This window comes from Streptantibioticus silvisoli (genome assembly GCF_027947535.2).
GTDB lineage: Bacteria > Actinomycetota > Actinomycetes > Streptomycetales > Streptomycetaceae > Streptantibioticus_C > Streptantibioticus_C silvisoli.
The window spans coordinates 37,286-62,112 of sequence record NZ_JAAGKO020000013.1; the positions used below are offsets into that span (position 1 = coordinate 37,286).

Annotated in this window: 10 protein-coding genes; 3 read left to right on the plus strand and 7 right to left on the minus strand. The window is 74.4% G+C overall.

From position 1 onward, the window contains the following. Positions 1-182: 182 nt before the first annotated feature. From POF43_RS11585 to POF43_RS11610, 6 genes are all read right to left on the minus strand, one after another. The gene (locus POF43_RS11585) at positions 183-6,539 is read right to left on the minus strand and encodes a condensation domain-containing protein (protein WP_282704537.1); all 6,357 of its coding nucleotides are present in this window, start codon (positions 6,537-6,539) and stop codon (positions 183-185) included. A 190-nt stretch (positions 6,540-6,729) separates the two neighbouring features. Next, positions 6,730-8,553: a non-ribosomal peptide synthetase gene (locus POF43_RS11590; protein ID WP_271322851.1), complete on the minus strand. Its 1,824-nt coding sequence runs from the start codon at positions 8,551-8,553 to the stop codon at positions 6,730-6,732. A gap of 6 nt (positions 8,554-8,559) precedes the next feature. Further along, a complete protein-coding gene (locus POF43_RS11595) occupies positions 8,560-9,594 on the minus strand; it encodes a TauD/TfdA family dioxygenase (protein WP_271322850.1) in 1,035 nt (344 codons plus the stop codon). A gap of 81 nt (positions 9,595-9,675) precedes the next feature. Beyond that, a complete protein-coding gene (locus POF43_RS11600; RefSeq protein ID WP_271322849.1) occupies positions 9,676-10,458 on the minus strand; it encodes a thioesterase II family protein in 783 nt (260 codons plus the stop codon). A 64-nt stretch (positions 10,459-10,522) separates the two neighbouring features. Beyond that, the gene (locus POF43_RS11605) at positions 10,523-16,939 is read right to left on the minus strand and encodes a non-ribosomal peptide synthetase (protein ID WP_282704538.1); all 6,417 of its coding nucleotides are present in this window, start codon (positions 16,937-16,939) and stop codon (positions 10,523-10,525) included. A gap of 616 nt (positions 16,940-17,555) precedes the next feature. After that, a complete protein-coding gene (locus POF43_RS11610) occupies positions 17,556-18,938 on the minus strand; it encodes a helix-turn-helix domain-containing protein (protein ID WP_271322847.1) in 1,383 nt (460 codons plus the stop codon). Positions 18,939-19,248: 310 nt separating this feature from the next. On the opposite strand from POF43_RS11610, the gene POF43_RS11615 reads away from it, so the two are divergent. Next, a complete protein-coding gene (locus tag POF43_RS11615) occupies positions 19,249-19,428 on the plus strand; it encodes a hypothetical protein (protein ID WP_271322846.1) in 180 nt (59 codons plus the stop codon). A 319-nt stretch (positions 19,429-19,747) separates the two neighbouring features. Here the strand turns inward: POF43_RS11615 and POF43_RS11620 are convergent, their stop codons facing one another. Next, entirely contained in the window at positions 19,748-22,762 is a 3,015-nt protein-coding gene (locus tag POF43_RS11620) for an AfsR/SARP family transcriptional regulator (protein WP_271322845.1), read from the minus strand. Between the two features lie 294 nt (positions 22,763-23,056). Between POF43_RS11620 and POF43_RS11625 the strand changes: the two genes are divergently transcribed. Both POF43_RS11625 and POF43_RS11630 read left to right on the plus strand, forming a co-directional pair. After that, positions 23,057-23,470 carry a nuclear transport factor 2 family protein gene (locus tag POF43_RS11625; protein ID WP_271322844.1) on the plus strand — a complete coding sequence of 138 codons (414 nt, stop codon included), beginning with the start codon at positions 23,057-23,059 and terminating at the stop codon, positions 23,468-23,470. A 524-nt stretch (positions 23,471-23,994) separates the two neighbouring features. Beyond that, the gene (locus POF43_RS11630) at positions 23,995-24,822 is read left to right on the plus strand and encodes a MerR family transcriptional regulator (RefSeq protein WP_271325663.1); all 828 of its coding nucleotides are present in this window, start codon (positions 23,995-23,997) and stop codon (positions 24,820-24,822) included. The last annotated feature ends 5 nt before the right edge of the window (positions 24,823-24,827 follow it).

Sequence of the window (24,827 nt, forward strand, 5' to 3'; positions counted from 1 at the left end):
TGTCGGCGCGGTCGTTGACGACCGGCCCGGCGCGCGGCAGCGCGAAGACCCGGCCGGAGTCGTCCGGCCGGGTCTGTCCCGGTGTTGTCGCGTTGCCGCGATGCCGCGTCCCCGCTCGCCCAACGGGCCTGCACCCGGGGGCGGTTGCCCCCTCGCCCCCGTGGAGGCGGCGGGCGTACGGGTCAGGTGCGGGTGCGGGAGCCTCCCGCGGTGCGGCGGCGCAGGGTGGGCCGGTTCGGTACGGCGTCCGGCCCCGCCGACGGCGCCGGGGTCGCACCGGCGGCCGCGGTGCCCGGTGCGGCGGCCGCCTCGGTGGCGAACCACCGGGCCAGCGTGGTCACCGTCGGGAAGCGGAAGACGTCGCGCAGGGTGATCTCCTGGCCGAGTTCGGCCCGTACCCGGTTGACCAGGCGGACCGCCAGCAGCGAGTGGCCGCCGACCCGGAAGAAGTTGTCGTCCGCGCCGACCTGCCGGCCCTCCAGCACCTCGCTGAACAGCCGCGACAGCGGCTCCTCCCACCGGCCGCGCCCGTCGTCGGGCACCTCCTGCGGCGCCGGACCGGAGCCCGGCGCACGCCGCTCCGGCGCGGGCAGCGCCGCCCGGTCGGTCCGCCCGTCCGCGCCGACCGGCAGCGACTCCAGCACCACCACCGCCGACGGCACCAGGTAGTCCGGCAGCCGTTCGGCCGCCCAGGACTGGAGGTCGGCCTCCGTCACGGTCCCGGCCCCGGCGGGCACCAGGTAGGCCACCAGGCGGCGCTGCCCCGGCACGTCCTCGCGCACCACCACCGCGGTCCGGCCGACCGCCGGGTGCCCGGTGAGCGTCCGTGCCACCCGGTCGGTCTCCGCCCGGTAGCCGCCGACGTCCCCGTCACCGGCGAGCGGGCCGAGGTCGCGCGGGTCGCCGGCCGCGCCGAGCACCGCGCGCCGCCCGGTGCGCAGCATCCGGGCGCCCGCCGGGCCGAACGGGTCCGGCACCCAGGCCGCCGCCGTCGCGCCGGGCAGCGCCGGGAAGCCGTCGCCGTCGCCGGCACCCCGCAGGTACAGCTCACCGGGCACCCCGGCCGGCACCGGCCGCAGCCGGGCGTCCAGCACCGCGTATCCGCCCGGTGCCGCGGGGGCGCCGGTCAGCGGCCGCGCCGGGCGCAGCACGCACGAACCGCCGCCGAGCAGCGCCGACCACAGGTCGCGGGCGAACGCCCACGTGCCGGTCGCCGCGTCCACGTGCCGCAGCCCGCCGAAGGCGCCGGCCGCCGCGGTGCCGTGCGAGATCCGCACCGCCCGCGCGCCGCCGTCGGGGCCGGCGGTCAGGCAGACCGCGGCGGCGTCCGGCGGACCGCACCGCGGCAGCCCGGCCGGCGTGGCCGAGGCCATCGACTCCAGTCGCAGCATCCGTGCCGCGCCCCGGGCCGCCCGGTCCGCGAAGGCCGCCCGGGTCAGCACGACCGGGGCGCCCAGCAGCGCCAGCGCGCCCGGTACGTCACCGTCGACGTCGAGCATCGCGGGCGCCGCGCCGCACATGAGCACGGCCAGCGCCGCGACCACCAGGTCCGTGCCGCGTTCCACCAGCACCGCGACCGTCGTCCCCCGGCCCACCCCGGACCCGGCCAGCTGCCCGGCCAACCGGGTGGCCCGGCGGTCGAGTTCGCCGTACGTGAGGGTTTCGTCGCCGCACGACAGCGCGATCAGTTCGGGGGTGGCGCCGGCCCGTTGCCGCACGCCGTCGTGCACCGTGGTCCGCGCCGGCCCGTCCGCGCTGTGCGGCGCGTCGCCCGCCGGGCCGATGTCGCCGAGCCGCACGGCCGGGTCGGCGGCCACCGTCCGCAGGGTGTCCGCCAGGCGTTCGGCGAGCAGGGCGGCGGTGGCGGCGTCGAACAGGTCGGTGGCGTACTCCAGCACACCGGACAGGCCGGCCGGTTCGCCGCGCCGGTCGCGTTCCTCGGTCAGCGCGAACGTCAGGTCGGTCTTGGCGCTGTCGGTGCCGAAGGGCAGCTGGACGCCGGCCAGCATGCCGTCGCCGTCCGCCGCCGGGCCGGCCGTGCTGGCGGCGTTGACCTGGAGCATGACCTGCACCAGCGGGTGGTGCGCCGAGGAGCGGTGCGGGTTGAGGTGCTCGACCAGCCGGTCGAAGGGGACGTCCTGGCAGCCGTAGGCGGCCAGATCGGTCTCCCGCACCCGGCGGACCAGGTCGGCGAAGGCCGGGTCGCCGTCGGTGCGGGTGCGCAGCACCAGGGTGTTGACGAACAGGCCGGCCAGCGGGTGCAGCGCGTCGTCGGACCGGCCGGCGACGGTGGTGCCCAGGGCCAGGTCGGTGCCGGCGCCGTGCCGGGTGAGGGTGGCCGCCAGCGCCGCCTGCACCACCATGAACAGCGTCGCGCCGCACTCGTGCGCCACCCGGGTCAGCGCCCGGTGCGTGGCGGCGTCCAGCCCGAACGGGGTCAGCGCGCCACGGCCGGAGGGCTCGGCCGGCCGGGGCCGGTCGGTGATCAGGTCGATCACCGGGGCGAGCCCGTCCAACGCCTCACCCCAGTAAGCGAGCTGACGAGCCATCAGGCTTTCCGGATCGTCGGCGTCGCCCAGCAGTTCGCGCTGCCACAGGGTGTAGTCGGCGTACTGCGCCGGCAGCGGCTGCCAGTCGGGGGCATGGCCGTCGCGGCGGGCCGCGCAGGCCAGGGCGAGGTCGGCGAGCAGGCAGTCGGTCGACCAGCCGTCGAAGGCGATGTGGTGCACGAGCAGCACCATGACCTGCGCCTGGTCCGCGCCCGGGTCGAGCAGCCAGCCGCGCAACGGCAGGTCGGCGGCCAGGTCGAAGACGTGTGCGGTGGCGGCGTCCACCGTCGCCGGCACCTGCTCCGGGGTGGTCTCCACCCTCTCCAGCACCGGGCGGACCCCGTCCAGCACCCGCTGGTACGGCTCACCGTCGAGCACCGGGTAGACGGTGCGCAGCACTTCGTGCCGTCCGGCGACGTCGGCCAGCGCCTCGCCGAGCACCGCCGGGTCGAGCCGCCGGTCCAGCCGCCGTACGACGGCGATGTTGTACGTGGCGCTCGGCCCCTCCAGCTGGTTGACGAACCACAGGCGGCGTTGGGCGTAGGACAGGGGGATGTGGTGGGGGCGTTGGTCGGGGGTGTGGTGGTGGAGGGTGGGGCGGGTGGTGGCGGTGGTGGTGTCGATGCGGTGGTGCAGGCCGGTGGGGGTGGGGGCGAGGAAGAGGTCGCGGATGCCGATGTCGGTGCCGAGGACGGCGCGCAGGCGGTTGATGAGTTTGCTGGCGAGCAGGGAGTGTCCGCCGTTGCGGAAGAAGTTGTCGTCGGGGCCGATGTGGTCGCGGCCGAGGACCTCGGCGAACAGGCCGCACAGGATCTCCTCACGCGGTGCCAGCACCGTCCGGACCGGGCCGGCGCCGCCCGCCGTGACCGTGCGGGCCGCCGCCCGGGCCGCCTCGGCCTCGGCCGCGGCCAGCCGTTCGCGCCGGCCGGCCAGTCCGCGTTCCTCCGCCGGCGACAGCGGCAGCAGACCGGCCACCGGGCTGTGCGGCGCGGCGGCGAACGCCGTCAGCGCGCGGGCGAACAACTGGAGCAGCAGCGTGGCGGTGTCCTGGTCGAACAGGTCGACCGCGTACTGCACCCCGAGTTCCAGGCCGGCCGGCTCGCCGTCGGCGGTCTGGCTCTCGGCGCAGTGGAAGGTCAGGTCGAACTTGGCCGCCGCCAGGTCCGTCGAGGTCGCGCGGGCGGTGCCACCGCCGATGGTCACGGCCTCCGCCTCGCCGCGCTGGTGGGTCAGCATCACCTGGAAGAACGGGTGACGGCCCAACTCCCGCGCCGGGTTGAGGTGTTCGACCAGCAGGTCGAACGGCAGGTCGTCGTGGGCGTAGGCGGCCAGGTCGTACTCGCGCGACCGCTCGACCAGCTCGCGGACCGTCGGGTCGCCGTCCAGGCCGGCCCGCAGCACGAGGGTGTTGACGAACAGGCCGGCCAGGTCGTGCAGGTCCTGGTGGGAGCGGCCGGCGACCGGCACCCCGATCGCCAGGTCATCGCCCGCCCCGGCCGCCGACAGCGCCACCGCCAGCGCCGAGCGCGCCACCATGAACAGCGTGGCCCGCGCCGTGCGCGACAGCGCCGCCAGCTCCCGGTGCGTGCCGGCGTCCAGTCGCACACCGGAGACCGTCGCGCCCCGGCCGCTGGGCTCGGCGGGCCGCGGTCGGTCGGCCGGCAGCGGCGTCGACGCCGGAAGACCGGCCAGCGCCTGCTTCCAGAAAGCGATCTGACGTCGCATCAGGCTCGACTCGTCCTCGGCGTCGCCCAGCAACTCCCGCTGCCACAGCGCGTAGTCCGCGTAGGCCACCGGCAGTGGCGGCAGCTCGGCGGCGTCCCCGGCGGACCGGGCGGCGACCGCCCGCGCCAGGTCGGCCAGCAGCGGCCCGGTCGACCAGCCGTCGGCGGCGATGTGGTGCAGCAGCAGCACCAGCGTCCGCTCCCGCCCGGTGCCCGGGTCCAGCAGCCAGCCGCGGAACGGGATCTCGGCGGCCAGGTCGAAGACGTGCCCGGCGGCCGCGTCCACCGCCGCCGCCAGCGAGTCCGGCGTGGTGGCGACCGTCTCCAGCACCGGAACCGTGTCGGCCAGCACCACCTGGTACGGCTCGCCGTCCGCCGCCCGGTACACCGTCCGCAGCACCTCGTGCCGCGCCGCGACGTCCGCCAGCGCGCCGGCCAGCACCAGCGGGTCCGGCGCCCGGTCCAGGTGCAGCACGATCGGCACGTTGTACGCGCTGCCGGCGCCGTCGCGCTCGTCGAGGAACCACAGGCGGCGTTGGGCGTAGGACAGGGGGATGTGGTGGGGGCGTTGGTCGGGGGTGTGGTGGTGGAGGGTGGGGCGGGTGGTGGCGGTGGTGGTGTCGATGCGGTGGTGCAGGCCGGTGGGGGTGGGGGCGAGGAAGAGGTCGCGGATGCCGATGTCGGTGCCGAGGACGGCGCGCAGGCGGTTGATGAGTTTGCTGGCGAGCAGGGAGTGGCCGCCGTTGCGGAAGAAGTTGTCGTCGGGGCCGATGTGGTCGCGGCCGAGGACCTCGGCGAACAGGCCGCACAGGATCTCCTCACGCGGCGCCAGCACCACCCGCGTACCGCCCTCGTCACCCGCCGCCACCGGTGTCACGCGCGCGGCCGCCAGCTCCGCCAGCCGCTCCCGGCGCCCGGCCAGCCCCGCCGACTCCGGCGCCGACAGCAGCTCCAGCGCCGACAGCCGCACCCCGCCGTCGGCCGCGAAGGCCCGCAGCGCCCGCAGGTAGACCTCCAGCAGCAACTGGGCCGTACCGCCGTCGAACAGGTCGACCGCGTACTGCAACCCGACCTCCAGGCCGCCCGGTTCACCGTCGTCACCGGTGGTCTCCGCGCAGTAGAACGTCAGGTCGAACTTGGCCGCCGCCAGGTCCGCGTCGGCCGTCCGCGCGGTCAGGCCGCCCAGCGCCGGCGGCTCACCGGCGGCGGCCGCCACCGTCAGCATCACCTGGAAGAACGGGTGGCGCCCCAACTCCCGGGCCGGGTTGAGGTGTTCCACCAGCAGGTCGAACGGCAGGTCCTCGTGGTCGAACGCCGCCAGGTCCGCGTCGCGCACCCGGTCCACCAGGGCGCCCAGCGACGGGTCGCCGGACAGGTCGGTGCGCAGGGCGAGGGAGTTGATGAAGAAGCCGACCAGCGCGTGCAGGTCCTCCTCCGGCCGGCCGGCCACGGGCGAGCCGATCGCCAGGTCCTCACCGGCCCCGGCCGCCGACAGCGCCGCCGCCAGCGCGGCCCGCGCCACCATGAACAGGCTCGCCGACCGCGAACGCGCCAGCGCCAGCAGCGCCCGGTGCGTACCGGCATCCACCCGCCCGTTCAGCGTCACACCGCGATGCGTCGGCTCCGCCGGCCGCGGCCGGTCGGCCGGCAGCTCGATGACCGCCGGCAGCTCCGCCAACGCCTCGCGCCAGAACTCCAGTTGCTCGAACGCCACACTCTCCGGGTCCAGCGGGTCGCCCAGCATGTCGTGCTGCCACAACGCGTAGTCCGCGTACTGCACCGGCAGTTCGTCCCACGCCGGGGCCCCGCCGGCCAGCCGCGCCCGGTACGCCTCGGCCAGGTCGTCGAGCAGCGGCGCCACCGACAGGCCGTCCGTCGCCACGTGGTGCACCAGCAGCACCAGCACCGACGTGCCGTCACCCGGCGTGAACAGCCGTGCCCGCAACGGCCGTTCCGTCACGATGTCGAACGTCTCGCGGGTGAAGGCCTGCACCGCCGCGTCCAGCCGCTGCGGCGCGCACTCCTCGGTGGCCAGCGCCACCTCCGCCGGTTCCAGCACCAGTTGGTACGGCTCGCCGTCGGTCGCCGGGAAGACGGTGCGCAGCGTCTCGTGCCGTGCCGCCAGGTCCGTCACGGCGGCGCCCAGCGCGACCGCGTCCGGTACGCCGTCCAGCCGCAGCACCACCGGCGCGTTGTACGTCGCGGACGGGCCCTCAAGGCGGTTCAGAAACCACAGCCGACGCTGTGCGAAGGACAACGGGATCACGGTGATTCCTCGGAAGGTGAGCGGGCGGAACGGGACTCGGGGAGGGGAACGGGCGCGGCGGGGAGCACCGCGCCGGGCGGGGAACGCCATCCGGCCCCGGCCGGGAGCGCGCCGAACGCGCGCTCCCGTGAGCCGTCAGGGCCTTGCCGCCGCCGGCGCCGCCGTGTGCGGGACCGGCGCCGCGGGCGGATCAGGCGTCGCGCGCCGCCAGCAGGGTCTCGATGTGGGCGGCCAGGTCGCGCAGCCGGGGGTTGGCGTAGACCGCCTTGACCGGCAGGGCGACAGCCAGCTCGGCGCGGACCCGGGAGACCAGCTTGATCGCCAGCAGCGAGTGGCCGCCGAGCTTGAAGAAGTTGTCCTGCGGGCCGATCCGCTCGGCGCCCAGCACGGTCTGCCACACCCCGGCGATCAGCTCCTCCACGGCGCCGCTCGGCCCGTCGGGCGCACCGGTGTCCACGGGCTGCGACGGCGCGGCGGCCGGTGCCGGCGCGGGGAGCGCGGCCCGGTCCAGCTTGCCGTTGGCCGTGGTGGGGAACCGGTCGAGCACCACGAACGCGGACGGCACCATGTACGACGGCAGCCGCTCGGCCAGCGCCGCGCGCAGCGCCCCGGCGTCCACCGCGTCGCCGGTCCGGTAGTACGCCACCAGGCCCGGGGCGCCGTTGACGTCCTCGCGCAGCACCACCGCGGTCTCGGCGACCCCGGGGAACGCCGCCAACGCGGCCTCGATCTCCGGCAGTTCGATCCGATACCCGCGCAGCTTGACCTGCCCGTCGGCCCGGCCCACGTACACCAGCCGGCCGTCCGGCAGCAGCCGGCACAGGTCACCGGTGCGGTACATCCGCGCCCCGCCGGCCACCGTGCCGTCGGCCGGGTCGGCGACGAAGCGCTCCGCCGTCAGCACCGGGCGGCGGCGGTAGCCGCGGGCGACCCGGGAACCGGCCAGGTACAGCTCACCGGTCTCGCCGAACCCGACCGGGTTCAGCTTCCCGTCCAGCAGCCGCATCCGCAGCCCCGGCAGCACCGAACCGATGTGCGGCGCCTCGTCGGTGTCGATCCAGCCGGCCGTCGAGTCGACGGTGCACTCGGTCGGCCCGTAGAGGTTGACCGCCCGCAGCACGCCCTCGGCGCCCCGGGCCACGATCCGCCGCCACAGCGCCGGGCCGATCGGCTCGCCGCCGACCAGCAGCGTCAGCGGCCGCGGGCCGCCGTCCGCGGTCAGCAGGTCCAGCAGCGCGTCGGCGTGCGACGGCGTGATGTCCAGGTCGGTCAGCCCCTGCTCGTCGACCAGCCGGGCCAGCAACTGCGGGTCGGCGCGCGTCTCGTCGTCGATCATCACCAGCGTGTCGCCCCGGCACAGCCGCACCCACTGCTGAACGGAGGCGTCGAACGACGGGGAGGCGTTCCAGCCGACCCGGCCGCCGACGCCGACCGCGATACCGGCGTCCTCCAGCTCCGCCAGCAGCGCGGCGGCCGCCGCCCGGCCGATCTCGACGCCCTTGGGGCGCCCGGTCGAACCGGAGGTGTAGATGACGTAGGCGAGCGTGCCGCCCGCCACCGGCACCGGACGGAACGCCTGCGGCGCCGGGCCGCCGGCCGCGGTCAGTTCGGCCACCGCCAGCTGCGGTGCCGCGGCGGTCACCGGTTCGCTGCCGTCACCGGCCACCACGACCAGGTCGGCGCCGGAGTCCTCCACCAGGTAACGGCGGCGCTCGGCGGGCAGCTTCACGTCCACCGGCAGGTAGGCGGCACCGGCCGTCAGGGTGCCGATCAGCGCGGCGACCAGGTCGGCGCCGCGCGGCAGCGCCAGGGCCACCACGCTCTCCGGGCCGATGCCGCGGGCGGTCAGCCGGGCGGCGATCCGCGCGGCCTCGGCCCGCAGCTCGCCGAAGGTCAGCCGGCGGTCGCCCGCCACCACGGCGGGGCGGTCGGCCGGCACCGCGGCCAGCCGCTCCAGCAGGTCCGCCGGGACGGCGGCGCGGATCTCGGTGCGCTCAGGAAGTACAGCGGTCATCGGTGGTCACTCCCCGAAAACGGTCGTCGAAGGGGCGGTCTGCGGGGCGCAGTCGGCCAGCGCGACCGGCTCGCCCATCGCGACGAGGACCTTGCGGTCGCCCTTGTAGGACTCGCGGCCGTGGGCGCACAGGATGTTGTCGACCAGCATCAGGTCACCGCTCTGCCAGGTCTCGCGGACCGTCACCTGGTCGTACACCGCGTTGACCGCGTCGACCTCGGCGTCGGTCAGCGAACTGCCGTCGCCCAGGTAGGTGTTGAACGGCAGGCCGTCCTGGCCGTAGGTCTCCTCCAGCACCTCGCGCACGTCCGCGTCGAGGGTGCGGCTGTTCCAGAACGCGAAGTGGTTGAACCAGGAGCGCTCCCCGGTGACCGGGTGGGTGACGATCGCCGAGCGGCGCTGCCGGGTGCGCATGCTGTCGTCGTCCAGCCAGTCGTAGCCGACGGTGTTGTCCCGGCAGTACGCCTCGGCGACGGACCGGTCCTCGGTGGCGAACGTCTTGTACCAGGGCAGCCCGGCCAGTTCGGAGTAGTTGCGCACCAGCAGCCAGCCGGCCCGCGCGAACCGCTCGACCAGCTCCGGCGGCAGCAGCCGCAGCGCCTGGCGCATGTCGCCGACGGTGGTGGCGCCGCCCTCGCGCGGTGCGGTGATGCAGCCGAACAGCAGCACGCCGGGGAAGTCGAGGGTGTAGCTGTTCTCGTTGTGCAGCCGGATCGGCTGGATGGCCGGCAGGTCCGTCGAGGAGAAGACGCCCTCTCCGAAGTCGGTGCGCGGGGTGGCCTTCTCCTTGTAGCCGGCCCGCTGCCGGATGAGCGCGTCGCGGGCCTGGGCGAACCCGGCGGCGTCCCCGACCGGCACACCGCGCAGCAGCACGGCGCCGGAACGGTGCAACTCGGCCTGGATCGCGGCACGCTGGGCCGTCAGCCACGCGACGGCCTCGTCCATGCCGGTGAACGCGGGCGTGTGGACGACGACCGGCTTGCCCGGCTCGCGCACCGGGTCGATGCCCGCGGTGGTGGCCGGCTCAGCGGTGATGGTCATGGCAGGTCCTTCGGTCGTGAGTGGATCGGATGGTGGCGAACGCGGGGACGGCGCCGGTGCGAAGCGGAAAGTGACGCTGCGTCAGGCGGGTTGCGGGGCGGCGCCGGCGGTGTCCAGCACGGAGCCGACGACGCCGATGAACTCCGCCAGCCGCTGCTGGAAGTAGAAGTGGCCGCCGGGCAGGATCTCCAGCCGGAAGCCCTGCCGGGTCACCGACGACCAGTGGCGGAGCATCTCGGCCGGCACCACCGCGTCGGCGTCGCCGCCGAGCACCGTCACCGGGCAGCCGACGGTCACCGCCGGGTCCGGGTGCTGGTAGACGTCGTCGATGGCGAAGTCCGCGCGGATCGACGGCAGCACGATCTCCCGCAGCTCCGGCTCGTCGAGGATGCCGTCGTCGGTGCCGCCGCGCTCCTTGATCGCGGCCACCAGGCCGTCGTCGTCGAGGAGTTCGGGGTGCACCGCGCTCGGGTTGGGCAGGAACGGCGCACGGCACGCCGACGCGATCAGCGCCCGCGGCGTGCGCCCGGCCGCCTCCAGTTCACGGACCACCTCGAACGCCACCAGCGATCCCATGCTGTGCCCCAGCACCACCAGGTCCCCGGTATCGGCCGGCAGCGCGGTGACCACCGGTGCCGACAGGTCGCGGATCCCGGTCGGCAGCTCCTCGGAGAACCGCGCGCCGCGTCCGGGGTACTGGCCGATCAGCAGTCGTACGTCCTGCGGCAGGTGGTCGCGCCAGCCGGCGTAGGCGTGCGCGTTGCCACCGGCGTGCGGCAGCACCAGCAGGGACACCCGCGCGGGCGCCGTGCCCGGCAGGTCCCACACGACGTCGTCGGGCGCCGGGGTGAAGTCGTGACTCATGACGGACTCCGTTCGGAGAATGCGTTACGGGAAGAAGGTGCCGGGGCCGCGGGGGCCCGGCGGTTCAGGAGCCGAGCAGTGCGCCGGACTCGGTGCGGCGGCGCAGCGCCGGCCGGGCGCGGCGGGCCGGGGCCGGTGCGGCGGCGGTGCCGTCCTCGGCCACCGCGAAGCGGGCGGTGAGGTGTTCGGCGAAGGCGGCGGGCGTCGGGTGCAGGAAGACGTCGCGCACGGTCGTACGGGCACCGAGGGCGGCGGCCACCCGGCTGGTGAGGCGGGCGGCGAGCAGTGAGTGGCCGCCGTGGTCGAAGAAGTTGTCGTCGATGGTCAGCGGCTCCGGCACCGCCAGGATCTCGGTGAACAGCTCACCGACCAGCCGCTCCAGCCCGTTGCGCGGTGCCCGGCCCCGGGAGAGGGCCGCGGCCGGTGCGGGCAGGGCGCGCTTGTCGACCTTGCCGTTGGCGGTCAGCGGCATCCGCTCCAGCACGGTGATCGACGCCGGCACCAGGTGGTCCGGCAGCCGGGTCCGCGTCCAGGCCCGCAACTCCTGGGCGTCCGTGGTGTGTTCGGGCGACACGGTGACGTGGGCGACGAGCTGGAGGGCGCCGCGGGAATCCGGGTGGGTGGTGACGACGGCCTGGGTGATGTGGGGGTGGCCGGTGAGGGCGGTTTCGATTTCGGTGGGTTCGACGCGGAAGCCGCGGATTTTGATCTGGGTGTCGGTGCGGCCGGTGTAGTGGAGGTTGCCGTGGGTGTCCCAGTGGGCCTGGTCGCCGGTGCGGTAGAGGCGGGTGCCGGTGGGGCCGTGGGGGTTGGGGATGAAGCGGGTGGCGGTGGTGGTGGGTTGTCCGAGGTATCCGGTGGCGATGCCGTCGCCGGCGAGGTAGAGCTCGCCGACGGTGCCGGGGGGGACGGGGTTGAGGTGTGCGTCGAGCACGTAGGCGCGCTTGTTGGTCAGCGGCGTCCCGATGGGGACGGTGGCCGATGCCGTCGCACCGTCGGCCGGGATGGCGTAGGTGGTGGTGAAGCCCATGGACTCGGCGGGTCCGTAGCCGTTGGTGATGGTCAACGCGGGGTAGCGGGCCTGGAGTCGGGCGACGTGGTGGGGTGAGGCGGGTTCGCCGCCGGTGTAGGCGGTGTGCACGCCGGCGAAGGTCTCCGGGGCGTCGTCGGTGAGGTGGTTGAACAGGCTGGACGAGAGCTGGAGCATCGTGACGCTATGACGCTGCGTCAGTTCCGTGATCAGTCCGGGGTCGGGGCGTTGTCCGGGTTGCAGGACGGTGGTGCCGCCGTGCAGGAGTGCTCCCCAGTATTCGAGGCTGAAGGCGTCCCAGGAGACGGGTGAGCATTGCAGGAAGGTTTGGTGGGGTCCGAAGGTGGCGTAGGTCTGGTGGGTGAGGGTGGAGATGAGGTTGTGGTGGGTGGAGAGGATGCCCTTGGGTTTTCCGGTGGAGCCGGAGGTGAACATGACGCAGGCGGTGTCTGCGGTGGTGGTGCCGTGTTCGGGGTTGGTGTGGGGTTGGCCGTGGAGGTCGGTGGTGTCGGTGGTCACCGTGGTCCAGGGGCCGGTGAGGCGGTGGGTGTGGGTGGTGTCGGTGATGAGGGTGTGCAGGTGGGCGTCGTGGGCGGTGGTGGTGAGGCGGGTGTCGGGGAATTCGGGGTCGAGCAGGGCGTAGGCGGCGCCGGTTTTGGTGACGGCGAGCAGGGTGATGGCGAAGGGGATGCCGCGGTCGAGGAGGATGCCGGCGAGGTGTCCGCGGGTCAGGCCCTGTTGGGTGAGGTGGTGGGCGAGTTGGTTGGCCCGGGTGTTCAACTCGCTGTAGGTGAGGGTGTGTTCGCCGAAGATGACGGCCGGCTGGTCGGGGCGTTCGGCGGCCTGGCGCTCGACGAGGGTGGGCAGGGAGGCGTCGTCGAGCGGGGTGTCGGTGGCGTTCCACCCCTCGGTGACCAGGTGCCGTTCCGCCGGGTCGAGCAGGTCGACGGCGGCGAGGGTGACGGCCGGGTCGGCGGTGGCCTGCTCCAGCACCCGGCGCAGCATCGCCGCCGTCCGCCGCACGGTCGCGGCGTCGAAGATGCCGGAGTCGAACAGCACCAGGCCGGTGAGGCCGCCGGCGTCGTCGCCGCTGAGCAGGAACTCCAGGTCGAACTTCACCGAGCCGTGCGGGACCGGCCGCACCGCGCCGCAGCGCACCCCCGGCAGGCCGGTCGGCGCCGGGGTGCCGTTCTCCAGCGCCAGGCAGACCTGGAACAGCGGGTGCCGCGACAGCGACCGCTCCGCCCCGACCGCGTCCAGCACCTGGTCGAACGGCGCCTCCTGGTGGGCGAACGCCTCCAGGTCGGCGGTGCGGACCCGGGCCAGCAGATCGCGGAACGACGGGTTGCCCGAGGTGTCGGCGCGCAGCACCAGCGTGTTGACGAAGAAGCCCACCAGAGCGGCGAGCGCCTCGTCCGACCGCCCGGCCACCGGGGACCCCACCGGGATGTCGGTCCCCGCGCCCAGCCGGGTGAGCACCGCGGCCAGCGCGGCGTGCAGCACCATGAACGGGGTGCACTGCTCGGCGCGCGCCAACGCGGCCACCGCGCGGTGCAGTTCGGTGCCGAAGTCCACCTCGACCGCACCGCCCCGGTGCAGTGCGGCGGCCGGCCGGGGCCGGTCGGTGGTCAGGCCCAGCTCCTGCGGCAGACCGGCCAACGCCTCGCGCCAGTAGGCCAGTTCACCGCCGAGCACGCTGCCGGTGTCGTCCGCGGCACCCAGCATCCGGCGCTGCCACAGCGCGTAGTCCGGGTAACCCACCGGCAGCGGTGACCACGTCGGCTCCCCGCCGGCCCGCCGCGCGGTGTAGGCGGTGGCCAGGTCGGTGAACAGCGGGCCCACCGACTGCCCGTCGGTCGCCAGGTGGTGCAGCAGGACCAGCAGGACGTACGCGTCCCCGCCCAGGTCGAACAGCGTGACGCGCAGCGGGAGATCGGCGGCCAGGTCGAAGGGGTGACCGGCCGCGGCCGTCAGCGCGGCGTCCAGCTCGTCCGCCGACACCAACCGGCGCTCGAACGGCACGTCCGCCTCGTGCGGCGCGCGGACCACCTGGTACGGCTCGCCGTCGACCACCGACACCACGGTCCGCAGCGGCTCATGACGCAGCGTCAGGTCGCGGAAGGCGGCGTGCAGCGCGTCGGCGTCCAGCTCGCCGTCCAGCCGGACCGACAGCGGCACGTTGTAGGCCGCGCCGCCGCTCTCCAGGTCGCAGGCCATCCACAGCCGGCGCTGCGCGGGCGACAGCGGGAGCCGTTCGGGCCGGTCGGCCACCGCGGTCAGCGCCGGGCGCTGCGGGGCCGGGTGGGCGGCGAGGGTGCCCAGGTGCTGCGCGAGCGCGGCCGGGGTGGGGTGCAGGAAGACGTCGCGCATGGTCAGCCGGGTCGTCAGCGCGCGGGCCACCCGGCTGGTGAGGCGGGCGGCGAGCAGCGAGTGGCCGCCGTGGTCGAAGAAGCTGTCGTCGATGGTCAGCGGCTCCGGCGCGGCGAGCACGTCGGTGAACAGCCCGCACAGGATCTCCTCCAGCGGCGTCCTGGCCGCCCGCCCCCGCGCCACCGCCAGCACCGGTGCGGGCAGGGCGCGCTTGTCGACCTTGCCGTTGGCGGTCAGCGGCATCCGCTCCAGCACGGTGATCGACGCCGGGACCATGTGCTCGGGCAGCCGCTCGCGCAACCAGCCGCGTACCGCCCGCCCGTCCGGCTCGTGGCCCGGTGCCGCGGTGACGTGCGCGGTCAGCTGCGGTGTGCCGTGCCGGTCTGGGTACGTGGTGACGACGGCCTGGGTGATGTGGGGGTGGCCGGTGAGGGCGGTTTCGATTTCGGTGGGTTCGACGCGGAAGCCGCGGATTTTGATCTGGGTGTCGGTGCGGCCGGTGTAGTGGAGGTTGCCGTGGGTGTCCCAGTGGGCCTGGTCGCCGGTGCGGTAGAGGCGGGTGCCGGTGGGGCCGTGGGGGTTGGGGATGAAGCGGGTGGCGGTGGTGGTGGGTTGTCCGAGGTATCCGGTGGCGATGCCGTCGCCGGCGAGGTAGAGCTCGCCGACGGTGCCGGGGGGGACGGGGTTGAGGTGTGCGTCGAGCACGTAGGCGCGCTTGTTGGTCAGCGGCGTGCCGATGGGGATCGTGCCGTCGGTGGCGGAGTCCGCGGTGATCGTGTGTGTGGTGGTGAAGCCCATCGACTCGGCCGGTCCGTAGCCGTTGGTGATGGTCAACGCGGGGTAGCGGGCCTGGAGTCGGGCGACGTGGTGGGGTGAGGCGGGTTCGCCGCCGGTGTAGGCGGTGTGCACGCCGGCGAAGGTCTCCGGGGCGTCGTCGGTGAGGTGGTTGAACAGGCTGGAGGACAACTGGAGCATGGTGACGCCGTGTTGGGCGGTCAGCCGGGTGATGTGCGCCGGGTCGGGGCGTTGTCCGGGTTGCAGGACGGTGGTGCCGCCGTGCAGGAGTGCGCCCCAGTATTCGAGGCTGAAGGCGTCCCAGGAGACGGGTGAGCACTGGAGGAAGGTTTGGTGGGGTCCGAAGGTGGCGTAGGTCTGGTGGGTGAGGGTGGAGATGAGGTTGTGGTGGGTGGAGAGGATGCCTTTGGGTTTTCCGGTGGAGCCGGAGGTGAACATGACGCAGGCGGTGTCAGCGGTGGTGGTGCCGTGTTCGGGGTTGGTGTGGGGTTGGCCGTGGAGGTCGGTGGTGTCGGTGGTCACCGTGGTCCAGGGGCCGGTGAGGCGGTGGGTGTGGGTGGTGTCGGTGATGAGGGTGTGCAGGTGGGCGTCGTGGGCGGTGGTGGTGAGGCGGGTGTCGGGGAATTCGGGGTCGAGCAGGGCGTAGGCGGCGCCGGTTTTGGTGACGGCGAGCAGGGTGATGGCGAAGGGGATGCCGCGGTCGAGGAGGATGCCGGCGAGGTGTCCGCGGGTGAGTCCCTGTTGGGTGAGGTGGTGGGCGAGTTGGTTGGCCCGGGTGTTCAACTCGCTGTAGGTGAGGGTGTGTTCGCCGAAGATGACGGCCGGCTGGTCGGGGCGTTCGGCGGCCTGGCGCTCGACGAGGGTGGGCAGGGAGGCGTCGTCGAGCGGGGCGCCGGTGTTGTTCCACCCCTCGGTGACCAGGTGCCGCTCCTCGTCACCGAGCACCGGCAGGGTGCGCAGCGGGAGTTCGGGGCTGTCGAGCAGCGTGCCGATGAAGCGCAGGAAGCGGTCCTGATGGGCGTCGACCGCCACCAGGTCGCAGACCTCCGGCGCGGCGTCGAAGTCGATGCGCAGTCCCAGGCCCGGCCCGAGGTCGTAGACCGCGATGGCCAGGTCCTCCACGGGGCCGTTGCCGAGGTTGTGCTGCCTGGTGGCGTGGCCGCCGAAGGTCAGACCGGGGACGAACGCCATGATGTTGACCAGCGGCGCGGTGATGCGGCGTTCCGACTCGCCGATGCCCAGGTCGCGGCACATGTCCTCGTACCGGGTGCGCTGGTGCTTCAGGCCGCCGCGTACCTCGGCGGTCACCTCGGTGGCCAGTTCGGCGAGCGACCGGTCGGTGCCGACGGCGATCCGCAGCGGGATCACGTTGGACGTCATGCCCGGGGTGCGGCGGCTCAGTTCCGTGGTGCGGCCGGTCACCGGCAGGCCGACGACCAGCTCGTCGTGGCCGCTGATCCGGTGGACGTAGGCGGCGACCATGGTGACGAACAGCATCGGCCACGTGGTGTGGCGGGCCCGCGCCAGTGTCTTGAGCCGGTCGGTGTCCGCGCCGGAGACGTGCACGATGCGGCGCACGAAAGGTGCCGGCACCCGGTCGCGCCCGGCGGAGCGGCCCTCGCCGATGCGCGGGGTCTCCGGGACGCCCGCCAGGTGCCGCGCCCAGTGCGCCCGGTCGTCGGCCGCCTCCTGGGAGGACCGGTACGCGCTGTCCTCCGCCAGCAGTTCGGCCAGCGACGCGAACGGCGTCGGCCCCCAGGGCTCCCCGGCCAGCGCGCGTTCGTACAGCTCGATCAGCCGGGCGTCGAGCAGCGCCAGGGTCATGCCGTCGATCGCCAGGTGGTGGTAGCCCTGGTAGTACACGAAGCGGTCGTCGGCGAGCCGGATGAGCGCGTGCCGGCCGAAACCGCCGTCCGTCAGGTCGAACGGCACCGCCAGGTCGGCCGCCATCCAGGCCCGCGCCGCCTCGAACGGGTCCGCCTCGGCGCTCAGGTCCAGCTGCCGCAGCCGGCGGTCGCCGGGCTCGGTGTCGATGATCTGCCAGATCCCGTCGTCCCCGGACTCGGTGCCGCGGATGCGCAGCACGTCCGCCTCGCGGGCCAGCTGGTACCAGGCGTCCGCCAGCACCCCCGGGTCGATCGCGCCGAGGATCTCGCGGCACTCGCCGACGTTGTACCGGCTGCCGGTGCGGTCCACGTCGTGCGCCATCCAGATGTCGCGCTGCGCGGCCGACAACGGCAGCCGGACTGCTGCCGGGCGGTCGGCGGGGTCCTGGTCGGGCGCCATGGGAGAGCTCCTTGCGGAATCGGGAGGACGAAGGCGTAACGGCTGCGCTGCTGACGGCACCCGCCGCGCGGGCCCGGGGGCGGCGGCGACCCGGGCGGTTGGTCCGGGGCCGGCCGTCGCGGCCGGTCCGGCCGGGGATCGGGGATCGCGGCCCGGGCGGTCGGGTGGGGAACTCGTGGACACATTCAACGGGCGGTCCGCCGCCGCGGGCGGCAGTTCCTCCGGCACTCGGTGAGCAGCTGAACCGGCGACGGCAGCCGGTCCGGCGGGCCGGGTGCCGCAGGTGGCGGCGCGGGTGGCGGCCCGCTCGACACCGGGTCGGGCCGCCGGGGCTCGGCCGGTACGGGGGAGGCCCGCCTCGGCACCGGGCCGGCTCGGGACGGCGGTGCCGGGTGGTGGGCGGTGCGGCTGCGGCACCGGTGGTGGGCGGTGCACGGTGGGCCCGCGACGCCGGTGGTGGACGGCGGGCGGCGGGGCTGCGACGGCGGTGGCGGACGGGCTCGGCCACGACAGCGGTGGTGGGCGCTGAACGGTGGGCCCGCGACAGCGGTTGCCGACGGCGGACGGTACGGTCACGACAGCGGCCGGTCGTCGTCCGCGGTGGCCGTGCGGCGGTTCAGCCCGCGGCCGCGGCGGCGGTGATCGACTCCGCCGTCCGCACGGCCCGTACGAGGTGCAGCACCTGGAACAGCGACCGGCCGCCGCGGTGGAAGGGCCGGATCGCGCCGGCCAGCAGCAGGTCGCGGACCATGCGGCCGCACTCGGCCGCCGGCCGGCCGGTCAGCCGCACCACGTCCGCCAGGCCGAACTCGCCGTCCGGCGCGGCGCACACGTCCGCCATCAGCGCCTGGTGGCCCCGCGGCATCCGGTGCAGCCGCCGGTGCAGCGCCTGCCGGAAGGACCGGCCGCCGTCACCGCCCGCCAGGTGGTCCAGCAGCGCCACCGGGTCGTCGCCGGCGCACTCGCGCAGCGTGCCCAGGTCGTAGACCATCAGCCAGGAGGCGGCCGACCCCAGCGCCATCGGGTGGCCGTCGAGGCGCCGGCAGATCTCCGCGACCTGGGCCAGGTCGGCCGGCGTGGCCACGAACTGCGGCCGTACCCGCCGCACATGGGACAGGAAGACCCGCACGGCCGCCACCTCGCCCAGGTGTTGCGCCGCCGACGCCGACTCCGCGTCACCGTCGGCCGCGGGGACCTCCAACGGGCCGAGCAGGAAGGTGCGTTCACCCGGCACGTCCCACGGCCGCTCACCGGTGACCAGCAGCCGCAGCCCCGGGCACTCGCGCAGCAGCTGGGTCAGCCGGTCCGCGAGCGGCCGGTCCGGCGCACCGTCCAGCACCAGCAACACCGGCCGTTCAGCGACGAGTTCGGCCAGCGGCGCGGTCCGCCCGGCCGGTCCGCCGTACAGGCCCGTCACGCCGTCGTGCAGCACGGTCGCCAACTCCGCTTCGCAGGAAGGGAGATAGTCGGGCGTCGTACCGGGGAAGGCGTACCACAGCACCGGGGTGCCGTCGGCGTGCAGCCGGCCGGCCACCTCCAGGGCCAGCCGGGTCTTGCCGACGCCGCCGAGCCCGACGACGTTGACCAACCGCTCGGCGCCGCTGGACAGTTCGTCCGCCAGCACCCGGGTCTCCGGTTCCCGGCCCACCGCGGGATGCAGCGCGGTGGGCGGCGCGGGCGCCTCGGTGCCCAGGTCGGCGGGGGCGATCCGGTCGAAGTCGCGCTGCTGCGCGGCGGATTCCAGCGCGGTACGGGCCCGGTCGCCCAGCCGCAGGGCGTCGGCGATCAGCCGTACCGTCTCCGGCCGGGGTCTTGTCGCGCGGCCCTGTTCCAGGTTGCGGATGGCTCGCATGCTGATGGTGGACAGGTCGGCCAGCTCCCGCTGGGTCAGCCCGATCCGCTGCCGGTGGCCGCGCACCAGCGCGCCGAACCGCGAGGTGTCCCGCGCTGCGGTGCCGGCGTGGCCGCCGACCGTGCTTTCCGGATGGGGACTGGTCATGTGCGCTCCCGCAGAAGGTGTGGCGTGGGTCGGAACCCGGAGCGGCACGTCACGCGACGTCCATATGCGGACTGACCGCCATCCGGTTCCGGTTACCCATCGTCCGCGCGGCGCTATCGGCGGAGCATCCCCTCACCAACGGTCCCGGCGGGCGGCCCTATCACCGCTATCACCGCTATCCCGGCCTCCGCCGCGGGCCGTCAGGAGATAGCGCGGGAATAGAAGCCGCGATAACCCGGGGATTCCGGCTCTTCATAACGTGGTGCCCACAAGGACAGCAACGCACGAACCAGTGAAGGGAACACCCCCGATGAACACCACCAAGGCCCTGCGGACCGCCCTCGCCACCGCCGCCCTCGCCGCCACCGCCGTCCTCGGCGTCCAAGCGGTCGCCCACACCGGCGGCACCGCGGCGAGAACCACCCACACCGTCCAGGCCGCCGCCCCGGCCGCCACCCCGTCGCCCGCCGACAACAACCCCTGGGACTGACCCGGTTGCCGGGCCCGCGCGGATCGACGCCGCAGCGGACCCGTGGGACAGACGCCGCCGCGGACCGTGCGCATGGACGCCCTCCGCGGACCCGCGTGAAGGACGCCGCACGCAAGACACCTCAGCCGACCCGCGTGAAGGACACCTCCGCGGACCGTGCGAAACGCCGCCGCGAAGCCGCCCGTAGGGCGCCGCCGCGAAACCGCACGAAAGACGCCTCCGCCGGCCCGCGCGCAGGACGCCTCCGCGTCACGCGGCCCGGCGCCACCGTGCCGAACGCCCCCGACCCCCGCGCGCCGGAGGGCGACAGCTGCGCACGTCAGACGGCGATGTCCAACAGCCCCTGTGCCTCGCGCAGTTCACGGCTCATCCGCCGGTCGCGGAACGTGCGCGCCGCGGACTCCAGCAACTCCCGGGACCGGATGTGTTCGCCGGTCCGTTCCAGCAGCCGTGCCAGGTCCAGCCGGACCATCGCGGCGCCGCCCTGATCCATGATCTGCTCGCGTACCGACAGCGAACTGTCGAAGAAGCGCCGGGCCTGGTCGTCGCGGCCCATACCGGACAGCGCCTGACCGAGATCGCGCAGCAGGTGGCCTTCGCCCATCACGTCACCGGTCTCCCGGCACAGGTCCAGCACCTCGGTCAGCGTCCGCACCGCCCGCTCGTGCTCCCCCCGCTGCAACTGCACCTGCCCCACGCGGCGCAGCGTCCGCGCCAGGCCGCCGGTGTAGCCGACCGAACGGTAGATGCCCAGCGCCTCGTCCAACTGCGTCTGCGCCACGTCGTGCTGGCCGTTGCGCATCCGGATGTGCGCGCTCTGGGTGAGGACGATCGCCCGGCCCACCACGTCGCCGGCCAGGTCGAAGTCCCGCAGCGACCCGGCGTACAGCTCCAGCGCCGTCGCGTCGTCGCCGTCGGTGCGCGCCAGCAGCGCCAGGTCGCGCCGGCACAGCGCCAGGCCGTGCGGGTCGCCGATCCCGGTGAACAGCTCCAGCGCGGTGCCCAGCGCGTCGCGGGACTCCTCGTGCTGGCTGCGGCTGAGGTAGAGCGAGCCGAGGGAACTCAACAGGGCAGCGGTACCACGGGTGTTGCCCGCCGTCCGGCAGGCCGACAGGGCCAACTGGTGGGTGTGCTCCCACTGGTCGTGGGCGCCGCGCACCTCGAACAGCGTGACCAGCGTGGTGGCCAGGTCCCAGCTCAGCTCGTGCAGCTGTTCGCCGGCCGCGTGCTCAACGGCCTGGACCAGGTTGGCCTGTTCACCGTCCAGCCACTCCAGCGGATCCGTCAGCAGTTCCTCGACGCAGCCGGCCGGCGGGTTCCAGCGCGGCGCGGCGCCGTGCAGCACGGTGAAGTCGCCGCCGTAGATGCGCCGGTGCGCCTGTTCGGCCAGCGACAGCCAGCCGCCGAGCATCCGCTGCGAGGCGGCCGCGCGCATCGCCGGGGTGTCGTTGGCCGCCAGCTGTTCGCGGGCGAAGACCCGGATGATCTCGTGGAACCGGTAGCGGAACTGCCCGCCGCGGTCCATCCCGACGACGTCCAGCATCTGCACGTCGACCAGCGGTTCGAGCAGGTCGGAGGGGAACGAGCGGTGGTCGTCGAGCAGGGCGCCGGCCAGCCAGCCCGGCAGCGTCGGCCCCTGCGCCAGGCTCAGCAGCCGCAGCAGCGCCCGGTCCTGCGGCGCCAGCCCGTCGTGCGTCAGCGACAGGCTGGCGCGGATCGTCATCTCCCCGTGCGTCAGCTCGTCCAGCCGGTGCCGTTCGCTGGACAGCCGCTGCACCATCGACGCCAGCGTCCAGTGCGGTCGCGCCGCCAGCCGGGCCGCCACGATCCGCAGCGCCAGCGGCAGTCCGCCCACCGTGCGCACGAGCGCCTCGGCCGCCACCGACTCGCCGGTCACCCGCCCGGTGCCGATCACCCGCGCCAGCAGCTCCAGGGCCCGCGGGGTGCTCAGCACGTCCAGCTCCACCCGGTGCGCACCGGGCAGCGCGGTCAGCCGCAGCCGGCTGGTCACCAGCACCGCGCAGGCACTGCTGCCCGGCAGCAGCGGCAGCACCTGGCTCTCCGACGCCGCGTCGTCCAGCACCACCAGCACCCGCCGCGACGCCATCAGCGTGCGGTACATCTCGGCGCGCTCGTCGAGCAGTTCGGGGATGACCGGGCCGGGGATGCCCAGCGCGCGCAGGAAGCGGCCCAGCACCTCCGAGGAGGTGGCGGGCGTCCCCGTGCCGCGCAGGTCGCAGTACAACTGCCCGTCGGGGAAGCCGTTCTCGCTCAGCCGGTGGGCCACGTGCGTGGCCAGCGTGGACTTGCCGGTGCCGGGTTTGCCCACGATGACCGTCACCCCGACCGCGCGCCGGGTGCCGTCGCCGGTCAGGGCGCGTCCGATGCCGGCGATCTGCTCCTCGTCCCCGACGAAGTCGGCGGTGTCGGCGGGCAGTTGGCGCGGGATCTCCTCGCGCGCCACGGGACCGGGCACGACCGGGGGAGCAGCGGGCTGCGGTGCGGCCGGTGCGGGCCCGCCCGCCCGCGGCCGGTCGGTGGCGGCACGCAGCGACGGGTCGCCGGCCAGGATCGCCGACTCCAGCCGCCGCAGTTCCTCGCCGGGGTCGAGGCCGAGCTCCTCGGCGAGCAGTTCGCGCCCGACCCGGTAGACGTCCAGGGCCTCCGCCTGGCGCCCCGAGCGGTGCAGCGCCAGCATCAGCTGCCCGCGCAGCCGTTCGCGCAGCGGGTGGTCGTGGACCAGCCGCCCGATCTCGCCGACCAGCTGGTGGTGGCGGCCGAGGTCCAGCTCCAGCTGGATACGCGTTTCGAGCGCCGTCAGCCGTTCCTCGTCCAGTTGCAGCGCCTTGCTGCGCAGCGTGTCGCTGGCCAGGCCGCTGAGGCAGCTGCCGAGCCAGAGCGAACCGGCGGCCCGCAGCAGGTCGACGGCCTCGGCGGGCCGGTCCTGCTTGACCAGTTGCCGGGCGTCCGCCAACTGCCGCCCGAACACGGCCGCGTCGACCGTCGCGCTGTCGGCCTTGACCACGTAGCCGGGCGGCCGGGTGGTGATCGCGGCGTCCACCCCGGCGGTGCTGAACAGCTTCCGCAGCCGTGAGACGCAGATCTGCACCTGGGTGCGCGCGGTGTCCGGCGGCTCGTCGTTCCAGATGAGGTCGACCAGGTAGTCGGTGCTGACCACCCGGTTCACCTCCAGCAACAGGGCGGCCAGGATGATCTCCTGGCGTCCCGGCGGAATCCGTACGGTGCCGTTGGCGCCGGTCAGCTGGAGGGGCCCGAGAATCCGGAACGCGATCCTGTCGGAGGGGGCTCCGCCGTCGCCGGGTGATTCGGTCATGCGGCTCCCCGCTCGGGCACGGCGCACAGCACAGCTCGGGGTACGGCGTCGCACTGCCAACCCCCGTGAAGCGGGTGCGAATTGTTGGCCGCAGTCTTACTGAACGTAGGCTTATCTGTCCATAGCGTGGATTTTTCCTGGCTGAGGCTCGACACGCCGACGCGACAGGATAGTGGGGGGATAGTGCGGGGTTGTGCCACTCGCGGACAGTGTGCGTTGCCACCGGAATCGTCACGCGGCGGCAACACAACGGCGGTCCGCCGGACGACGCCGCCCCGCAGGGAAGGGAATCCCTTGAGCAATGACCCGAGCGGGCGGCCGGTACCCAGCCCCATCGTCACCGCGGCCGGCGTCGACCACGTGCGGCTCGCCTACGACTACCTCGACAGCGGCGACGTCGACGGCTACGGGTCGCTGCTGGACGACGACATCGCCCTCGACCGCCCCGACGCCCCGCCCGGCCGCGGCCGTGACCAGGTCGTGCGGATGCACGCCGACGGCCTCGTCCCGCGCGCCCGCCACCACATCGACCGGATCGTCGCCGACGGCCACAGCGTCGTGGCCACCGGCCACCTCTCCCCGGTCTCCGGCCGGCACGCCCACGGTCCGGAACGGATCGACTTCGTCGACGTCTTCACCCTCTCCGCCGAAGGCATGCTCCTCGTCTGCCGGCGCTACTACTTCGCCTCACCGGGCCTGAACTTCTGACGGGCGCGGGGGCGCGCGGGGGCCTGGTCGCCGGGCGCGGGGCCTTCGCCGGGGCGCGGGGGTCTTCACCGGGGGTAGGCCTGCGCGGGGGCGAGGGGGCCTTCGCCGGGGGTGTGGCCGGGCCACGGGGCCTCGCACCGGGGCCGCCGGATTGGCCTGAACCTTTTCACCGGGGAGGCGTCTGCACGCGAGGGCGCCCGCACCGGCTTGAGCGCCTTCACCGGCCGGGCGCCCTCACCGGCCTGAACCTTTGCACCGGCCGGGCGCCTTCACCGGCCTGAACCTTTGCACCGGCCGAGCGCCCTCACCGGCCTGAACATTTGCACGGGCTGAGTGCCGTCACCGGCTTGAACCTTTGCCCGGGCTGAGTGCCGTCACCGGCCAGGGCGTCTTCACAGTGGGCGCCGGCGCCGACCGGTCCCGCCCGCGGCCCCGGCTCCGGTCCCGGCTCCGATCCGGGTTCGTCCCGCAGGGGCGGGAGCGGTGCGTGACTCTCCCCCTGGGGGAGGCGGCAGACTGGGGTCATGCGGTCCACTCTCGCCATCGGTGACTTCTCGCGCGCCACGCATCTGAGCGTCAAGACGTTGCGGCACTACCACCGCGTCGGCCTGCTGGAGCCGGCCGACGTCGACCCCCGCACCGGCTACCGCCGTTACACCACCGACCAGATCCCCGCCGCCCAGGTCATCCGGCGCTTCCGGGACCTGGACATGCCGCTGGACGACATCCGCGCGGTGCTCACCGCCCCCGACCCCAGCCTGCGCAACGACCTGATCGCCGGCCACCTCACCCGGCTGGAAGCGAGCCTGGCCCGTACCCAGCAGGCCGCCGCCACCCTCCGTGACCTGCTGTGCGACCCGGCGCCGCCCGGCCCCCGCATCACCACGCGCGGCGTGCCGGCCGTCGCGGCGGCCGCGATCAGCGAGGTCATCGACGTGCGCGACGCCGAAGCGTGGTTCGAGGGCGCCCTCGGCGAGCTGTACGCCACGATCGAGGCGCAGGGCCTGCGGGTCACCGGACCGTCCGGCGGTGACTACGCCACCGAACTGTTCGCCGACGAACGCGGTCCGGCCACCCTCTTCGTGCCCTGCGACGGCACCCTCCGCCCGGCCGGCCGGGTCGTCGCGCACACCGTCCCGGCCCGCGAGTTCGCCGTCACCGTCCACCACGGACCGCACGGCGACGTCGACCTCGCGTACGGCGCGCTGGCCACCTACGTCACCCGCCACGAACTCGCCGTCGACGGGCCGCTGCGGGAGAACTACCTCGTCAGCTCCCACGAGACCCCCGACCCCTCCGCCTGGCGCACCGAGATCGGCTGGCCCGTCTTCCGTACCGGCCCCGGCGACTGACGACA